At 71.0% G+C, this 15,558-nt stretch carries 19 protein-coding genes; 5 read left to right on the forward strand and 14 right to left on the reverse strand.

Going from position 1 to position 15,558, the window contains the following annotated elements:
* Window positions 1–2: 2 nt before the first annotated feature.
* From QT196_RS38835 to QT196_RS38900, 14 genes are all read right to left on the reverse strand, one after another.
* The gene (locus QT196_RS38835; protein ID WP_290356893.1) at window positions 3–509 is read right to left on the reverse strand and encodes a hypothetical protein; all 507 of its coding nucleotides are present in this window, start codon (window positions 507–509) and stop codon (window positions 3–5) included.
* A gap of 2 nt (window positions 510–511) precedes the next feature.
* Entirely contained in the window at window positions 512–1,270 is a 759-nt protein-coding gene (locus QT196_RS38840) for a hypothetical protein (protein WP_290356894.1), read from the reverse strand.
* Complete coding sequence (locus QT196_RS38845; RefSeq protein ID WP_290356895.1) at window positions 1,263–1,586, reverse strand: hypothetical protein; 324 nt, start codon at window positions 1,584–1,586, stop codon at window positions 1,263–1,265. The genes QT196_RS38840 and QT196_RS38845 overlap by 8 nt, the downstream gene beginning before the upstream one ends.
* 67 nt (window positions 1,587–1,653) lie before the next feature.
* A complete protein-coding gene (locus tag QT196_RS38850) occupies window positions 1,654–1,935 on the reverse strand; it encodes a hypothetical protein (RefSeq protein WP_290356896.1) in 282 nt (93 codons plus the stop codon).
* Window positions 1,932–2,132 carry a hypothetical protein gene (locus QT196_RS38855; RefSeq protein ID WP_290356897.1) on the reverse strand — a complete coding sequence of 67 codons (201 nt, stop codon included), beginning with the start codon at window positions 2,130–2,132 and terminating at the stop codon, window positions 1,932–1,934. Before QT196_RS38855 ends, QT196_RS38850 begins: the two co-directional genes overlap by 4 nt.
* Window positions 2,132–2,281, reverse strand: a complete 150-nt coding sequence (locus tag QT196_RS38860; protein ID WP_290356898.1) for a hypothetical protein — start codon at window positions 2,279–2,281, stop codon at window positions 2,132–2,134. Before QT196_RS38860 ends, QT196_RS38855 begins: the two co-directional genes overlap by 1 nt.
* Before the next feature lie 206 nt (window positions 2,282–2,487).
* A complete protein-coding gene (locus QT196_RS38865; protein WP_290356899.1) occupies window positions 2,488–2,679 on the reverse strand; it encodes a hypothetical protein in 192 nt (63 codons plus the stop codon).
* A gap of 43 nt (window positions 2,680–2,722) precedes the next feature.
* On the reverse strand, window positions 2,723–5,587 hold the full coding sequence (locus QT196_RS38870) for a hypothetical protein (protein ID WP_290356900.1): 2,865 nt from the start codon (window positions 5,585–5,587) through the stop codon (window positions 2,723–2,725).
* Between the two features lie 65 nt (window positions 5,588–5,652).
* Window positions 5,653–6,018 (reverse strand): hypothetical protein, encoded by a 366-nt coding sequence (locus QT196_RS38875; protein WP_290356901.1) that lies wholly within the window; start codon window positions 6,016–6,018, stop codon window positions 5,653–5,655.
* A gap of 109 nt (window positions 6,019–6,127) precedes the next feature.
* A complete protein-coding gene (locus tag QT196_RS38880) occupies window positions 6,128–6,502 on the reverse strand; it encodes a hypothetical protein (protein ID WP_290356902.1) in 375 nt (124 codons plus the stop codon).
* Between the two features lie 57 nt (window positions 6,503–6,559).
* A complete protein-coding gene (locus tag QT196_RS38885) occupies window positions 6,560–7,090 on the reverse strand; it encodes a hypothetical protein (protein WP_290356903.1) in 531 nt (176 codons plus the stop codon).
* Window positions 7,091–7,548: 458 nt separating this feature from the next.
* A complete protein-coding gene (locus QT196_RS38890) occupies window positions 7,549–8,058 on the reverse strand; it encodes a hypothetical protein (protein WP_290356904.1) in 510 nt (169 codons plus the stop codon).
* A gap of 145 nt (window positions 8,059–8,203) precedes the next feature.
* Window positions 8,204–8,560, reverse strand: a complete 357-nt coding sequence (locus QT196_RS38895) for a hypothetical protein (RefSeq protein WP_290356905.1) — start codon at window positions 8,558–8,560, stop codon at window positions 8,204–8,206.
* Between the two features lie 186 nt (window positions 8,561–8,746).
* A complete protein-coding gene (locus QT196_RS38900) occupies window positions 8,747–9,556 on the reverse strand; it encodes a hypothetical protein (RefSeq protein WP_290356906.1) in 810 nt (269 codons plus the stop codon).
* Between the two features lie 378 nt (window positions 9,557–9,934).
* On the opposite strand from QT196_RS38900, the gene QT196_RS38905 reads away from it, so the two are divergent.
* The 5 genes from QT196_RS38905 to QT196_RS38925 all read left to right on the forward strand — a co-directional run bounded on the left by QT196_RS38905 (window position 9,935) and on the right by QT196_RS38925 (window position 15,551).
* Window positions 9,935–10,825 carry a sigma-70 family RNA polymerase sigma factor gene (locus tag QT196_RS38905; protein ID WP_290356907.1) on the forward strand — a complete coding sequence of 297 codons (891 nt, stop codon included), beginning with the start codon at window positions 9,935–9,937 and terminating at the stop codon, window positions 10,823–10,825.
* A 13-nt stretch (window positions 10,826–10,838) separates the two neighbouring features.
* A complete protein-coding gene (locus tag QT196_RS38910) occupies window positions 10,839–11,699 on the forward strand; it encodes an integrase (RefSeq protein ID WP_290356908.1) in 861 nt (286 codons plus the stop codon).
* A gap of 461 nt (window positions 11,700–12,160) precedes the next feature.
* The gene (locus QT196_RS38915; protein ID WP_290356909.1) at window positions 12,161–12,595 is read left to right on the forward strand and encodes a hypothetical protein; all 435 of its coding nucleotides are present in this window, start codon (window positions 12,161–12,163) and stop codon (window positions 12,593–12,595) included.
* Between the two features lie 35 nt (window positions 12,596–12,630).
* Window positions 12,631–15,198 carry a hypothetical protein gene (locus QT196_RS38920; RefSeq protein WP_290356910.1) on the forward strand — a complete coding sequence of 856 codons (2,568 nt, stop codon included), beginning with the start codon at window positions 12,631–12,633 and terminating at the stop codon, window positions 15,196–15,198.
* A complete protein-coding gene (locus QT196_RS38925; protein WP_290356911.1) occupies window positions 15,195–15,551 on the forward strand; it encodes a hypothetical protein in 357 nt (118 codons plus the stop codon). Before QT196_RS38920 ends, QT196_RS38925 begins: the two co-directional genes overlap by 4 nt.
* Window positions 15,552–15,558 lie beyond the last annotated feature (7 nt).

Genomic DNA, 15,558 nt, shown 5'->3' on the forward strand with positions numbered 1-15,558 from the left:
GACTAGCCGCCGAAGGCCCAGAAGCCGATGTTGTTGGCGGTCAGAACGGCGCCGGCCACGAAGAAGCCGGTGAACCCGAGGCCAGTGCCGTAGCAGATTCCAACGCCGGCACCGATCATCATTTCCTTGAGGTCCTTGGCCTTGCCCTTGGCAGCGAAGAGCTTGACGCCGTACCAGGCCAGGCCGCACAGGCCGACGACCGCGCCCCCGGCAGAGACGGGGGTGATGGTGGTGTGCGGAGGGTTCGGCGTGGTCTTGGCGCCGGAAACCCCCTTCACAGCGGCTTCGCCGCCGATGTTGAGGCCGTGACGCACGGCGCCGCCGATCTCGCCGAGGATGCCGCCGGAGTTGACGGTGACCAGCAGCACGAACAGCCCGACGAGGATCACGGTCCACTTCGCGCGCAGCCACTTGAATTTGAAGCCGGCGACGATGACGACGGTGCCGATCGCGGCGCAGGCCAGGGTGCCGAAGCCGGCGTTGGCACCGGGGTTGTCGAAGATGTTCATGATCAGACTGCTCCTGTCAGGCGGTAGACAACAAAGCGCCAGGTGGCGACGGTCAGGCCGCAGATGGCGGCCCAGATGGCGGGGCGGGTGATGACCCACCCGAGCCGTGAAGTGATCAGGGCCCAGGCGGCGCGGACGCTGACCGCGGTGAGCCCCCACAGGGCCTTGCACAGCACGCCGAACGCGTTGGAGGCGTGCTTGCCGAGGAACACCGGCCCGACGAAGGCCAGGGCCGTTCCGGCGGGCACGAACACCGCGCCGATGCTGTAGGTCTTCAGGGCCTCAGCGACCCAGACGGTCGCGGTGTGATCGCCCAGCGGCGCGGCCGTGGCGACGGCGATGCACAGCAGATTCCGTTTGACCTGCAGGCGCCCCCAGTCGACCTTGTTCCCCTCGGAGTCCCACACGGCGCTGCGCTCGATGAGCGCGGTGGCCAGGTCGGTCCAGCCGAACCCGAACGCGCCCGAAATCGCAGCCTCCACACCGCGGCTGGCGACCGCGGTCACGTCGAACCGGCGCTCACTGGCCGGCTCGTCGGCGTACGCGCCGTCGGCGCCGACGGCGGGCTGGGTGGGGATGCGGGCCGGCGGGGCCGGGGGAGGGGCGCTGCCGGTGATGGGGCACACGACGTAGGTGTCGGTGGCGAGCGCGCAGCCCGAGCGGATCGGGCAGGCGGCGCAGCAGCCACCACCCTCAGGCGCGCCCAGGGGCCAGCTGGTGCTGGTGGCGGCGGGTTTGGTGAACGAGTAGGGGTCAGTCATCGCGGGGCTCCGCAACGGTGTGGGGACGACCGTCGATCGCGGTCTGCAGGCGGGCCTGCACACCGCGCTCCTCGCGCTCCTCGCGCTCCTCGCGTTCCTCGCGTTCCTCGTGAGCGGGGTCGTGGTCCGTGGCGGCTGGGCCCGGTTCGGCGGGCTCGAAGGTCGGCGGCAGCCGTGTGGGCTGTGCGGGGACGGCCGAGCGGGGCGGGGCGGGGTGGCCGGGTAGCAGGGTCCGGGTGGCCGGCGCGGTGGCTGCGGCGAGGCGGCGCAGGTGCCGCAGGCGGCGGGGGCGGCGGATCAGCAGGCAGGCGAACAAAGCGCTCTCCGGGACAGGACAGTGGCGGGCCTGCCCGGCAAGGGCAGGCCCGCAGCGACGTCGGGGGTCAGTTGGCGCGGCTGCGGCTCAGCGAACGGGCCTGCGCGCGGGAGCTGGCCTGCGGCATGGCGACGCGGAACCCGCAGGTGGCGGCGAAGGGGCACTTCGCGCAGGCCGTTGCGGCCTCGATCCGGGTGGTCAGCGGCGCACGGGCACTGGCGGCCCGGTCGAACAGGCCCACATCCGCCCTGCACGCGGCCACGCCGGCGCTGGTGGGAGCGACCGTGGCGACTGCGGCGCGGGTGCGGCGGTCGCGGCGTGCGGCCTCGGTCTTGAGGTCCTTGCTCATCGCCGCCACCAGCTCCCGCGGTCCTGGCGGGCACGCTCGGCGGCCTCCCACGCCTGACCCTGGCGGTCGGCCGCGGCCGCGCTGCGGTGGTGCTGCTCGCGGCGCCTGCGGGCGGCCCTGTCGGAGGCCGACTCACGGTCGCTGTAGGTCGTCGACGCCAGCTTCTGGTCGTTGCCGACGATGCCGAAGAACGCCATCAGCGGGCCTCCTTCTTCTGCGACTTGGGCGTACCGGGAACCGGCTTGGGCTCCGCCTTGAAGTGGCCACCGCGGGACGCCTGATAGGTCGTCTCGAAGCGGGGGTCCGGCTTGCTTCCGGGCGTGATGGGGATGGGTCGCAGTGGCATGCTGAGTCAGCTCCTTGAATGGGAGAGACTGTGCGGCGGCCGGGCCCTGGAAAGCGGGCCGCCGCACAGTCGGTTGAAAGGACCGTGCGCCCGGTCAGGCCCTGGAAAGCGGGCCGGGCGCACGGTGGCCGCCTGGCGGCCGTGGCCGGCCCCACACCCGCACCGAGGTGCGGTTGGGGCCGACACCGGTCGGCAGGAAGGCGTGGTCAGTGACCGGTGCGGGGAGAGCGACAGGCGGGGGCGATGGCCGCGTCGAGGAGCGCCAGGTCCATGTGCAGCCCGGCGAGGTCGATCAGCGTCTGGCGTCGTCGCTCGTTCGTGGCCTTCAGCGCGTGCCGGGTAAGGCCGCGGGCGATCTCCAGCGGGGGAGTGTTGTCGGGGTAGAACGGCATGTCCATGGTTGTCCTCCTCGGTCTCCTGCCGAGGTCGGCAGGGGACCGTTCAGTGGGTGGTGTGCTGCTTGAGGGCGACGGCGATCTTTCCGGCGCGGTCGGTGGCGATGGCGCCGCCGGCGGTCCGGACCGCTTCGGCGATGTTCGGGCGGTTGAGCGGACGGCCTTCGGACCGGAGGCGGTCCAGGGCGGTCCGCTCGTGCGCGGTGAGCGTGATGACGGTCTGCTCCGGTCCGTGGTCCGGGTGGCCGACGGGTTCGTCGGTCCGCTCCGGTCCGGCGGTCCGGGCCCCGTCGGTCCGGCGGTCCGGACCTCGGTCGTGGTCCCGGTCCGGACCGGTGTGGTCCGGACCGACATCTGCACGCCGCTCCTGTTCTGTGGCTTGCGGGCGCGGTCCGGCGGTCCGGTCCGGACCGTGGGCCGGTCCAGCCTGCGGTCCGGCAGTGTGGCCCGTCGCGGTCCGGTCGGGTCGACCGTTGCGGTCCGGACCGGCGGACGTGTGCAGAACGGTGGCCGCGTCGCGGTCCGGACCGGACTCCAGTGCGCGGACCGGACCGTACTCGCGGTCCGGTGCTGCGGCGGTCTGGACCGCGCCGCGGACCGGCAGTTCCCGGTCCGGACCACTGTGGACCGGGCCGACGGGAGGCGCCGGGTGCCCCGGTCCGGACCGGTCCATGCGGGTCAGGGTCAGGACCGTGGGGATGGCAGCCGGACCGTGATCGGCGGTCCGGACCCGGGGGACGACTACCCGGTGCAGCGCCCGGCCTTCCTTGACCGCGGTCCGTTCCGCCAGGCTCTTCTCGGCCGCCTCCCACGCCTGGTCCAGCGTGGCCAGCGAGGCGTCGGTGATCGCCATGGACCACGCCGTGAACGAGTGGCGGAAGTAGCGCACCCAGCGGATGGCGCCGATGCGCGGCCGCGCCTTGGCGATCTGGCCCTTGGCGCGCAGCGCCTTGCGGTGCAGGAGGGAGGCGTAGAGCTCCCACAGCACCATGCCGACGATGCTCATCGTGGCGAAGCTGACCGCGGACTGCGTGGGCATCCCGTCCTTGGCGCAGTGGTGGGCGTAGTTCATCGCGGCCGCGCCGCCCGCGAAGATCCAGGTGAAGATGCGGTAGAGCAGGCCAGCGTCGCCAGCCTTGCGGGCCTGGTGGTACATCCACCCGGTGAAAGCCGTGGTCAGCTCCCACGCCGCCGCGAAGCCGATCGCGAAGATCGTCATCCAGCCGAACTCGGTCTTGGCGTAGTCCATCTGCGACCACCAGGCCACCGCCATCGGGGCCAGGATCGGGCCGGCGACCAGCACCCGGCGGGCCTGGGTCGCCGACAGACGCCGGCACCAGTCCGACACCGCGGACAGCCGCTCGGGCAGAGGCTGGCGGCCCTCGCGCCGCTTGGCCTTGCGAGCCGCTGCGACGTCACGGCGCCGGTCGCGGGCATCGTCCTTGAGCTGACGGCGGGCCAGGCGCTGCTCCGTGCGGTCGGTCGCCCGCCTCAGTTGCTCGGCCGCCTCCGCGGCGGCGTCATCGGCTTCCTTCTGCCGGTCGGCCGCCGTCGTCAGCTGTGCCTGCGCCTTGGTCAGCAGCTCCTCAGCCTCCGACTTGGCGACGTCCGCGCTGTGCTGGGCGTCCTTCAGCAGCCGGCCCGCCTCCGCCTCGGCGGCCGCGGTGGTGCGCTGGGCGTCCTCGGCCGCCTCGGTGCGCTGGCGTTCGGTGTCCTCCTCGGCCAGGCGCCGAAGCCGGTCCGCCTCGGTCTGAGCCGCTGCGATCTTTCGGTCCGCTTCCTCGACGAGCGCGCGGGCGGTGACGGTGAGCCGTTCGGCCTCCAACTGCCCTGCGGTGCGCAGGCGCCCCGCCTCGGCTTCGGCATCGGCCCGGACAGCGTCGGCCACACTCTTGCCCTGTTCGCGCAACTCGTCGGCATCGCTGCGGGCCTGAGCCCGCGCGGCGTCGGCCTCACGACGCGACTCAGCGACGTGCTGCTCGGCCTCATCGCGGACTCGGGCCTGCTCCGACTCGGCCTCCGCCTGCATCCGGTCGGCCTTCTCGGCGACCTGGGCGAGGAGAGCGTCGGCCTGCGACCGGGCTTCGGCGAGCAGCTGCTCCGCCTGCTCCCGGGCGCTGCGCTGGATCGCCGTGGCCGCGCGATTGGCGTGTGCGCGGTGCCGGGCCGCGGCCGCGCGGGCGGAGGTGACGGTGTCCTTCGCCTGCCGGCGGGCCTCCTCCCGGGTCTGCTGGGCCTCACGAGCGCCGTCGGCCCGCACCCCCTCGGCCTCGGCGGTGGCCTGGCGCAGGCGGCGGCCAGCCTCCTCGATCACCTCGGCGAGGACCTGCCGGGCCTGTGCGTCGGCCTCCTTGCGTACCTGTCGGGCCTGAGCGCGGGCCTGGTCGTTCAGGGCTGCGGCGTGGCCCTGAGCGTCGGCGAGCAGTTCCTGTGCCCGGTTCGTGGCCTCCTGCGTGGCCTGCTGCTTGGTCGCTGCGGCGGCATGGTTGGCGCGGTTACGGTGGCGGGCCGCGGCCGCGCGGGCGGAGGTGGTGATGTCCTTCGCCTGCCGACGGGCCTCCTCCCGGGACCGCTTCGCCTCACGGCTGGCCGTCTTGCGAATCCCCTCGGCCTCGGCGGTGGCCTGGCGCAGGCGGCGGCCAGCCTCCTCGATCACCTCGGCGAGGACCTGCCGCGCCTGGCCGTGGGCGCCGGCCAGCACGTCGCCTCGCGCCCGGACGTCGACCAGGGGCTGGTCAGCCGCCAGCTTCGGCACGGACGCCGGGGCCTGGGCGGGCGTCTTCCTTGCCGGGGCGGGGGTACGGGTGCCGGGGGCCGCGGCGGGCTTCTTGGCAGGGGACTTGACCGCAGTCTTCCGAGCGGACTTCTGGGTCTTGGTCTTGCTGCGGGTGGCGGAACGGGGGGCGGCCACGCCGACTCCTCTCTCGATCAACACGGCGGCCCGCACCAGGTTCTGGGCGGGCCGCAAGGGTTCGTTCAGTCGCTCTGGGCGGGCAGCTGCGGCCGCTGATTGGCAGTCGCGTGCTGCTGGTGCAGCCAGGCAATGGCAGCCGCGGTCAAGTCGCCGACCCCGCCGTTGATGTTCAGCGGGGCGGTGTCGATGTCGCGCATCGCATCGATGGCCGGCAGCAGCCGCATGTAGTCCGGGTTGGCGTTGTGGACCGGGCGGCCGGTGGCAATGACGATCAGGTCGTGCGTGCCGTCCATCCAGCTGCGCTCGATCCGGCAGACAAAGGTGTGGTCGGCCGTCCCGGTCCAGAACATCTCCGGGTCGCGGTACAGGACGAACTGGCCCCGCTTGAACGGGGTCGTGGGGGTGGTGATCTGGGCGCTGTCGCGCACGGCAACTCCTGGCGAGTCAGCATGGTCCGGACTGTCCGGCTCCCCACCGCCCTGCCCGTGCCGTCAACGAGGACCGACACGGGCAGAGGAGGCAGTCGACAGGCAGGCGTCAGCGGACCCAGCGGCCGTCGCGAATGAGGGCGGTGCCGTCCTTGAGGGTGAGGTCGGTGACGAAGGGCGACAGCGTGGTGCCGTCCAGCGCACGCCGGGTGTAGTTGGTCGCCCACAGGTCGTGGCCGTCGCGGTTGCCGAACAGGTGGACTCGGGTGTCGAAGGCGGGCTCCAGCGCGGCAGCGGCGTTCTCGGCCCGCGACTCGCTCGGCAGGACGAGCGTGCCGCACGAGTCGTTGATGCCGATCAGGAACAGCTCGCGCAGCTCGAAGCCGCGCACGTCCAGCACGCTGAGCACCGGCTCGGTCGAGCCGTGGGTGTAGACGTTGTTCGGGTGGGTCTTTACCCAGCGGCTGGTTCCGAATCGGCTCATGTCAAAGGTCATCGTGGCTCCGTGTCAGATCAGAAGGGTCGGTCCGGCTGGCCGGCGCTACTGGCGGCTGGCCTGCGACGGAATGGCCTGCGGGGCGCCCGCGACCAGCTGGATCTGCGTGATCGTCCAGCCGTCGGTGCGGGTGCCGTCCGACGGCTTCCAGTCCTCGGGCGGCACGCCGAAAATCTCCGCTGCCTTGATGGCGCCCTGCTTGCTGCGGGCGGCGTTGATCGGGGCGCCCTTGCTCTGCAAGACGTAGACCTCGCACTCGCCATGCCGGGCGTCGGCCAGCTCGGCCTGGAGCCGCGTCATCCCCTCGTCCCGGGTCCGCAGCTGGGAGCGCAGACGGTCCGCGGAGTTGGCGCTGTTGTCGGCCTCGTCCTGCAGATGCTCGTACTCGGTCTGGGCCGTGGCGAGGTCCTTCTCCAGGTCCTGGACACGGTTTTGAAGCTCCGCACGCTGCCCCAGCAACTGGTTCCTGTCCTCGCGGATCGCGTCCAGCTCCTCGGCCAGCTTCGCTGCTTCCTGGTTGTCAACCTCACCGGTGGCGGCGGCCGCGCGCAGGGCCTCGAGTTCAGTGCGGCGCACAGCCTTCCAAGGCCAGAGCGTGATCTTCATCGTGTTGCCTCTCTGCCCTTTCGGGCGCGGCGGACCACGCGGTGCCGACCCGCCACGCCGCGTCCGTCAGGGCGTCGGACGCGACGAGCATGGCCAAGACAGCGCGAGGTCGGGCCGATCGGTGGATTCCCGTCGGCGCTGAGCGCGTCAGGCGGGGTGTATCGGACAGCGGCGGCGCCGCGGTGGGTGTACGTCAGCAACGCAGTGGCCGGAATCCCACGCTGCGTCAGCGGCCATCGCGGCCAGAAGCAGCAGTGCGTGGGTGGTGGGGCTGACACCGCTGTCGTCGGCAGCCCGCGCCGCGAAGTGCTGCGCGGCGCGGGCGGTGCGTATCTCGGGGGTGGTGATCGGATCTCCTGCTGTCCGGTTTCCGTGTCTGCGCCCAGCGGGTGAGACACGGAAACCGTCGGGACGGGGGAGGGGAGCAGCTAGCGCCCGCAGCGCTTGCAGGCGGAGCCTTCCTCGTTGGACTCGGAGCAGAAGGGGCAAGTGACCTCGCTCGTCACCGACCGCGAGGTCTCCAGCGAGCCCCCGCCGAGGTGCTCGTCACCGGCTGCCTGAGGCAGCACGGTGCGGGGTACCGCCTGGTCCCAGTCCTCCGCCGGGTTGTCCAGCTCGCGGTTGAGGTCCTCCTCCGTCGCCGCGACCGGGGACAGGGGGAGGGGCAGACGGTCCCGCATCGAATCCAGCGTGCGCGGCGCACGCCGAGAGTCGGGGATACGGGCGTCGGCGGTGCGCCGACGGTGCTGCACTTCGGTGTGCAGACGGGCCAGCGCGTCGGTGGCCTTAGCACGGTCAGCCTTCCAGGCGGCCAGGCACTGGTAGGCGTCGGTCTCGTCGCGCTCGTAACCGCGGTCGTCATCACGCTCGGTCCGCTTGATCACCTCACGCAGGCCGCTGCGCGGCCGGGTGATCGTGGATGCCATGCTGGTGCTCATCAGGTCCTCCAACTCAGGTCCTGGTACTGACAGCCCCCGGTCGCACCCGGGGGCTGTCGCCGTGGCCGGCTCGGACGAGCAGGCCACGAACCCCGGCGCCCCTCCCGCATGAGGGGGCGCCGAGGAACGCGGTCGCTCGTACGAGTCAGGCCGCCACGCGAGGTTCGAGGGCCGCGACGCCGGACGGCGCAGGCTCCTCAGCGAGCTGCCATGTCAGGTGCCGGTAAATCGCCACCCGCGCCGCATCCATCAGGACCTCGGGCAGCTCGGAGTCCAACCCCGGCCGCACATCGGTGTTGTCCAGTCCGCCGAGCAGCGCCTTAACCCACGCCTCCTGCACCAGGTCCTCGACGAGATGCGGGTCAGGCGCAGAGCGGTAGTCGGCTACCGGCAGGCGGTCCGCGATGAACTGCAGCAGCTGCTGCTGATGCGCGAGGAAAAGCTCCTCCGCAGGGGAATAGCGTCGGCCGGAGCGGTGGGCGGTGATCGTGGTCACGGACATCGCGGTCTCCTTGTGCTGGGTGGACAAAGCGCCCCAGGGAACCCCGAGGCGCGGTGCAGAGCTGATATCGCTGGGCTGCCACGTCGACTCCCCAACTGGGGAGTCGAGCGAGCAGCGGCCCCGGCCGCCCCGTTCTCTGCGGGGCGGCCGGGGCCGTGGTCGTGGTCGATCGTCTCGGGGTGCGGGTCAGGCGGCTGACGCGGCCGGGTTCCTCCGCGCATACCGCTTGCCCAGTTCGGCCTGTCGCCGTTCGTGCGCCTCCAGATCCTGCGGCGCCAGCGGAAGCTGGGGGCCGCGGAACTCGGAGAGCGATCCCGGGCGTCGCTCCGCGCACCGGTTGTTCGCCGCCTCGATCGCCTCTCCGCCGCGCTTGACCCACTGCGCCTTGCGCACGGCCGGCGCCGTCTGCTTCCGCTCGGTGCGCCGCTCCTGGCGCTCCGCCTGCTCGTGGGCCTCGAGGCGGGCGGGCTCCTGGGTGAGCGCGAGGACGTAGCGGCGGGCGAGGATGCCTCCGTCCATGCAGTGCTGGCCTCCGACGCACACCGTGCATCCCCTGCGGTGGGCGAGGTAGGCCCGGCGGGTCGTCCTCAGCGTGACTTCTGCCTGGATCCGGGAGACCGGCGCGGCCGGAGCCGGGAGCGGCTTGTAGAACTGCTGGGCGGCGTGCCGGTTCTCCTGCGGCATCGCGTCGCGCAGCAGCCGGTCCTGTTCGGCCTGCCAGCGCCGGACGTCGATGTCGATGACCACGAGCTGGTCGCTGCCGGGGCAGGTGACGTGCTTCTCGCCCTCCGCGACCTTGTCGGAGATGCAGTGCTCGCGGATCTTGAGGACCTTGTCGCCCATGATCCGGCGCCAGGTGCGGCAGTCGGGGCAGGCGATCGACTTCACTTCGCCGGGCCGGACGTTGAAGTCCTCCGGGGCCATGCTGCTGAGCTTGAGCGCCTCACGGCGGTTGGTGTTCTTGGTCCGGATGCGGCCGGGACGCTTGCGGGGCATCGAATCCTCCTGACGTGGGAGCGAGTGCGGGTGCTGCCTTCTCTGCCGCGCCAGGCCGGCCTTGCGGCAGGTTGGTCCTGGCGGACAGACAGCGCAGCAGCGCCGTTCGAGGTGGATCAGGTGGAGCTATTCAGTACAGGCGCCTAGGCCGGGGGAGCTCGGCTCACCCCACTGCCGCCGCTCCGAAGAGCAGTGACTCCTGCTGTTTTGCGGTGGTGCAGTGGGCGCCCGACGTGCAGGTATAGCAGGCGCAACCGGCGAATTTAGCGCCCTAAACCGACTGCGTACCGAAACCATAGGATCACCACAGCGCCCGCGTCAACCACCTTGAACCGATAGGGTTTAGTGAGGTAAACATGACCGACGAAGGGAGGGACTATGGAGAACGGGGAGCAGCTGGAAGCGGCCTTCGATGCCACGTTGTCCCAGTTGAAGGAGCTGTCCGACCCGCTGACGCGGGCGAAAGCTGCGCACAGACTCGCCGGCAGAGTGTCGGAGTACGGCAACGAATTCCAGGTCGTCCGCAACGAAGCGATGAACGAGACGCTGCGTACTGAGCAGCGGAACGCCACGCAGTTGGCGGGGGAGCTCGGCATCAGCAAAGGCCGCGTGAGCCAGCTGGTGAAGGGCGCTCCGCCGGAGCGGCTCTTCCTCGGCTCGGGGAAGGTCATCGTGGCGCTCGCCGAGAAGCTGGAGGATCGCAAGCTCAAGGACGGTCGGGACAAGCGTGTGCAAGGCCCCGTGATCGCCACGGAGGATGTCCAGACCTATGAGCGCCTCCGGACATTGGCCGAAGAGGTCGGCCTCGAAACCGCTTTTGAGCGGATCCCACTGGGCGGCAACGTCCACCTCAACAGGAACAACCTCGTCGTGATCTGCGGCCCGCGGCTATCGCCTCTGATCGAGCAGATCCTCGAGGGCGACCCCCACCTGCGGTTCGACAAGGACGCCGATGGCTGGTACCTGATCGACCGGAACACCGGCAAGATCTACCGCTCCCCCATGGACGAGGGCGGGAACGGCGACATCGCCTACTTCGGCCGACTTCCGCGGCCAGACGGCAAAGGCACTTTCCTCTATATCGCCGGCATCCACGCCCGGGGTTCTGGTGGCGTCGTGCACTGGCTGAACAGGGAGTTGGCCACCGTTCACCGCGAAATCAAGGTGAAACGGTTCTCGACCTTGATCTCCAGCCGGTTTGACTCCGAGACACTGGAGATCATCGAGAGCGAGCGCATCACGCCGTACTACCGCCCGGAAGGGGCATAACGTGCAGGTCTCCATGGCATCGACCCAGGGTGTGGGCGCGGCGAACGAGGACAGCGTGCACGCCAGCCCCACCGGCGTTGTCGTGCTGGACGGCCTCTCCGCCCCCAAGGACCTGCCCATGGGCTGCGTCCACGGCACCCCGTGGTTCGTACGACAGCTCGGCACGTCCCTGATCAACCTGATCGGCGACGACACGACGCTGCGTGAAGCACTTCGAACCGCCATTACCCAGGTCAATGAACTCCACCGCGACACCTGCGCACTGGATACGGAGGCCGTCCCCGCCTCCACAGTCGTGATGGTCCGCAAGCGCGACGACGTCCTCGACTACCTGGTGCTCTCCGACAACGTACTGCTGCTCGACCTCGCAGATGCGGGAGTGCAGGCCGTCACCGATAAGCGGGTCGAAGAGGTCGCCGCCGACGAGATGCGCGCCGCCCTCCAAGGCCCCGCCGGCACTCCCGAGCACGCGGCGAGGGTCTCCGAGCTCGTCACCGTCCAGCGTCGCCTCCGCAATCAGCCCGGCGGCTACTGGGTCGCAGCAACTGACCCATCCGCCGCCGATGAAGCAATCACCGGCACCGTCGATCTGACCAAGGTCCGGCAGGCCGCGCTGCTGACGGACGGCGCCAGTCGCCTCGTTGACTCGTTTGACGCGCTGACATGGCCGCAGCTCCTCGACTTTCTGCGCACCGAGGGACCAGCCTCTCTGATCTCTCGAACCCGTGAGGCTGAACTCTCCGACCCTGCCTGCGAACGGTGGCCTCGGTTCAAGCAGTCCGACGATGCAACCGCTGCCTACGTCAGCATGCTGGCCAGCTTTGATGGCACATCAGGCCGGGCTGGAGGTACCCAAGTCGACGACAACACGTAATCCCCGGAGCACACACAGGCCCCAGGGAGCGATAGGGTGACCTGCATTATTGATCAAAATTGAAAGTGGCCCCGTCGACCGACTTGGGGAAGCCGGGAGGGGCCACGTGGCTGGAGACCTTGTAGGAGGGGCCTCCAGCCTGCCGAACACCCTTAAGCCTGAGAGGGGTCGACGTGATTAGGGTACCCGCACCCCGCACCGGACTCATTGCACCCTGCCGTGGTGCCAGCAGCTGCACGCTCGCTGGCCCTTCGGCAGGGTGTTCGTGCTGTCTGCGCAACCCCGACCAGCCCTCCTCCGAGGAGGGGGTCGAGATGACGTAGGAGTGAGGGCGGTCTAGCCGCCCGGGACGCTCAGCTCCAGGTGTTGGCGCACCTTGCTGGCGTCCCCGTCACCAGAGGGGTTTGGCAGCCCCCCTGAAGGGATTGTCCGCCGGTTGCAGCCGGTCGAACAGTTCGATCTTGGTTCTCCAGAACCCAAAGCACCACGAGGGGCTTCGTCATGCCCTCCCACAGGAAGACGGTGTCATCTTGCATCAACGGTTTGGCTTTTGCCAGCCCACCCATGCCCGAATGGCGCGGATTGAGCATTTTTTGCTGTCGCATCGGTCGGTTTCCGCCACCAGCGACGACACCTTCCAGCCGCCCGGCGCGGCCGTGCTCCGTGGGCGTCCTCTGTCCACATGCACTCCGGTTCAGCGTGGCCGCATGATCTTTTTCGGGTTGCCTGTCACATCTGGCCGTTCGACGCTCCCTTCTCTGTACGTGATCTCGTCGTACGTCGCCCCTGCTCAGTCCGCTCAGATCGACCTGTCCGGTTTGGATGATGCTGTCGGCGGCATGGCTCCTCTCCACACACCGACCATGTCCGCCACCTCGCTCCGGGGGCACCAGTGAGTGCCGTCGCGGCGGCAGCCGCGCAGAACGTTCGAGTGCCCGGTCCGCGGCGGCCGGGACGGCATCTGGCGTCAGTGCCGGCCTCCGGGCAGCCGAGCGATGGCGGCCTGGGCGACGCGCTGCGCCTGGGGCGGGCGATGCGACTGCGGCTGCTCGCCGCGGTGCGGGCTCTGCTGGCGGACCCGTCGGTGGCCGGGTTGAAGGACGTACCGAAGCTGGCGGCGGTGGTGCTGTATGCGAAGTCGCGGGCGCCCAAGGGCGAGAAGACCGACCTTCAGACCTCGATCTGGGGCGCGGAGTTGGGCCGCTGGCTGGGCGTGAAGGAGTCGACGGTCCACCACAAGGTGCTGCCGGTGCTGCGCGACTCGGGGGCGCTGCGCACCCGAGTGGTGACGGATGCCAAGGGGCACCCGACCGGGCTGGACTGCCTGGTCATGCCGCTGTGGAACGCGCGCAAGAGTGGGGGAGCGGGGCACCCGCTGGCCCTGTCGAAGGCGGAGCTCGCGGTGCTGCTGCGCCTCATCGAGGCCCTGTTCGGGCCCGGCTGGTCGCCGAAGGACAAGGAGCCGACGCTGCCGGGACTGCTGGCCGACCGTACGGGCAGGGGGGCGGCGACCGATCGGCTCGGGCTGCTGCTGATGGTGCTGAACACGCGGGCTTCGGGCTGGTTGCAGCTGTGCGGCGGCTCGGTGAAGAAGCGCGAGGGGCGCGGGGCGGCGACGCTGGCGCGGCTGCTGGGCTGCTCGCCGTCCGGGGCGCGCAAGGTCCTGGCGCGGCTGACGGAGGCCGGTGTCGTGGCGCGGCAGCGCAAGGCGACCGGGACGCGGATGAACGGCCGGGGCCGCGTCATGCTGCTGCCGATCGCCCGCGCGTACGGTCGCGCTGTGGCCTCTGTGGAGGTTGTCCAGGGGGCCGGGGCGGTGTTTTCGGCGCGTCCCGATGGTGCGTTCGGAGATCATGGTCGGGCCGGTGCTGCTGGTGCCCTTGGTACGTCGGGGATCTGCGGTGCTGAGGGCACCGAGAATGCGGCGGATCAGGAGCGTCCCGATGGTGCAGAGCTCCACGCAGACCACGCTTCTGTGGTTACTCCCGTAGTTCCTGTGCCGCTCTCTGGTCGCTTTTCCGGCGAAGGCCGTGGGACTGACGGCCGTCGGCCGGAACGCCTGTCCGTGCGCGAGGACCAGGTCGTCAGCGGCGAGGACGCCGTTGCCTCGATCGGGTCGCCGGTGGCTGAGGGCGGCCCGCTGCGCGGGGAAAAGCCCACAGATTCCCCGGTCGACGAGCAGGATGGGCAGCGTGCTGCCGGGGCTGGGACCGGGGGCCGGCCGAAGGCCGCTGGTGGTGGAAAGGCGCAGCAGCGGCGGAGGGGGGGCCTTCCGGCTGATCTTGGTCTGCGGGTGGCTCTGGGGCCGGTCGAGGGGCTGTGGGAGCGGCTCAGTGGCTGGCAGCAGGACCAGGTCGAAGCGGCCGCGAAGGCGCAGGTGAAGCGGCTGGCGGGCATGCTGATGCGGCCGGAGGAGGCGCCGCAGCTGCTGGCCGACCGGCTCACCGACCGCTTGTCGGAGACCGGCGGCGAGGCCCTGGTCACCGGCCCGTACGGATGGCTGATCCGCAAGGGGCTGGTGCAGCGGCCGGCCTGCTCGGACTGGCGGTGCGACGACGGGATCCGGCTGGACACCGGCGGCGATTGCGCGTCCTGCGGCAACGTGGTCCACCTCCGGCGTGCCCGGCGGGCGAGGATCGCGGCGGAGGTCGACCGGCAGCTGCCCGGTCTGGATGACGGCGAGCGCCTCCAGGTCCTCGAAGAACGGCTGCGCGCACAGGCGGCCCTCGAGGCGGAGGACTTCGTACGGCGGCGTGAGCAAGCCGCAGCCGAGGAGACCCGGCGGGATGCAGCCCGTGCGGCTGCGCGGGAGCAGGCCCAGCGCGAGCGTCAGGCCGCGGCCGCCGACGCCGAGCTCCGCCAGGCCCTGCCGTGCGAGGACTGCGGGCTTCAGCGGTCAGCCGGGCTGTGCGAGGCGTGCGGCTACCGGCGCCGGACCGAGGCCCTGACGGTGGAGGCCGGCATGGTCGCGGCCACCTGGTCCGCCGACCTGGACAACCAGGGCGACGTCACCGCCGTCGCCGCCCACGCGAGGACGGCGCTGGAGACCGACATCGAGCGTGCCCGGCGCGAGTTCCTGGAGCTGGTGGAGCCGGGCGAGCTGGACGAGGACCCGGCCCTGGCGGCGTCCGCGATCGCCTTCGCCGCGCTCCAGGCGGTGCAGCAGGCGCTGCCGGAGTACCACAGCAGAGCCCTCAACCGCCTTGGCCAGACCGAGGAAGCCGAAGCCGAGGCCCGGCGGGCGTACGCGACCGAGCAGAACCGCCGCTGGCACAAGCACAATCCGAACGGCGCGGATGCCATCGCCGCCGCGACGAAGGCCGCCGACGCCGCCCGGGAGCGCACCGCGCAGTACCTGCTGGCCGAGCGGCTGGAGCAGCTGCGCGTGCAGGCCGCCGCCCGCACCGAGACGACTGCGGCCGCGCCGTGGACGGACCGGCTGCCCGACCTTGCTATGCGCCCGCTGGACGACGACACGGCCGAGGCGGTGCTCGCATGACCGGCGAGCTGAGCGGGGTCGACCTCGCGCGCCAGGCCCTGATCGCCGCCCGGGAGGCAGCGAAGAAGAACAGCGCCACCCGCAAGGCGAAGCCGAAGCGGCGCACCGGCACGGTCGTACGCCGTGACGGCCGCGAACCGCTCGGGCTCGGCGCGGCGATCGGCATCATGATGACCGAGCGCGGCATGGTCGCCCCGGCGGCCGGCGGAAGCGTCCTCGCCCGGTTCGACGACATCCTCGCCGCGGCCGCGCCCGAACTCGCCGGGCACGTCCAGGCCGTGAAGTTCGACGCGGACACCGGCCGCCTGGACGTCGCCCCCGACGCCCCCGCATACGGCACGAAGCTGCGCTAGAGCACGC

This window comes from Streptomyces sp. P9-2B-2, assembly GCF_030406865.1.
Lineage (GTDB): Bacteria > Actinomycetota > Actinomycetes > Streptomycetales > Streptomycetaceae > Streptomyces > Streptomyces platensis.

Bases quoted from the DNA above. Each gene is read 5' to 3' on its own strand.
- QT196_RS38925 (WP_290356911.1), top strand. From the start codon at position 15,195: ATGACCGGCGAGCTGAGCGGGGTCGACCTCGCGCGCCAGGCCCTGATC.
- QT196_RS38880 (WP_290356902.1), bottom strand. From the start codon at position 6,502: ATGAGCCGATTCGGAACCAGCCGCTGGGTAAAGACCCACCCGAACAAC.
- QT196_RS38865 (WP_290356899.1), bottom strand. From the start codon at position 2,679: ATGGACATGCCGTTCTACCCCGACAACACTCCCCCGCTGGAGATCGCC.
- QT196_RS38890 (WP_290356904.1), bottom strand. From the start codon at position 8,058: ATGAGCACCAGCATGGCATCCACGATCACCCGGCCGCGCAGCGGCCTG.
- QT196_RS38855 (WP_290356897.1), bottom strand. From the start codon at position 2,132: ATGGCGTTCTTCGGCATCGTCGGCAACGACCAGAAGCTGGCGTCGACG.
- QT196_RS38905 (WP_290356907.1), top strand. From the start codon at position 9,935: ATGGAGAACGGGGAGCAGCTGGAAGCGGCCTTCGATGCCACGTTGTCC.
- QT196_RS38900 (WP_290356906.1), bottom strand. From the start codon at position 9,556: ATGCCCCGCAAGCGTCCCGGCCGCATCCGGACCAAGAACACCAACCGC.
- QT196_RS38835 (WP_290356893.1), bottom strand. From the start codon at position 509: ATGAACATCTTCGACAACCCCGGTGCCAACGCCGGCTTCGGCACCCTG.
- QT196_RS38840 (WP_290356894.1), bottom strand. From the start codon at position 1,270: ATGACTGACCCCTACTCGTTCACCAAACCCGCCGCCACCAGCACCAGC.
- QT196_RS38850 (WP_290356896.1), bottom strand. From the start codon at position 1,935: ATGAGCAAGGACCTCAAGACCGAGGCCGCACGCCGCGACCGCCGCACC.
- QT196_RS38910 (WP_290356908.1), top strand. From the start codon at position 10,839: ATGGCATCGACCCAGGGTGTGGGCGCGGCGAACGAGGACAGCGTGCAC.
- QT196_RS38860 (WP_290356898.1), bottom strand. From the start codon at position 2,281: ATGCCACTGCGACCCATCCCCATCACGCCCGGAAGCAAGCCGGACCCC.
- QT196_RS38895 (WP_290356905.1), bottom strand. From the start codon at position 8,560: ATGTCCGTGACCACGATCACCGCCCACCGCTCCGGCCGACGCTATTCC.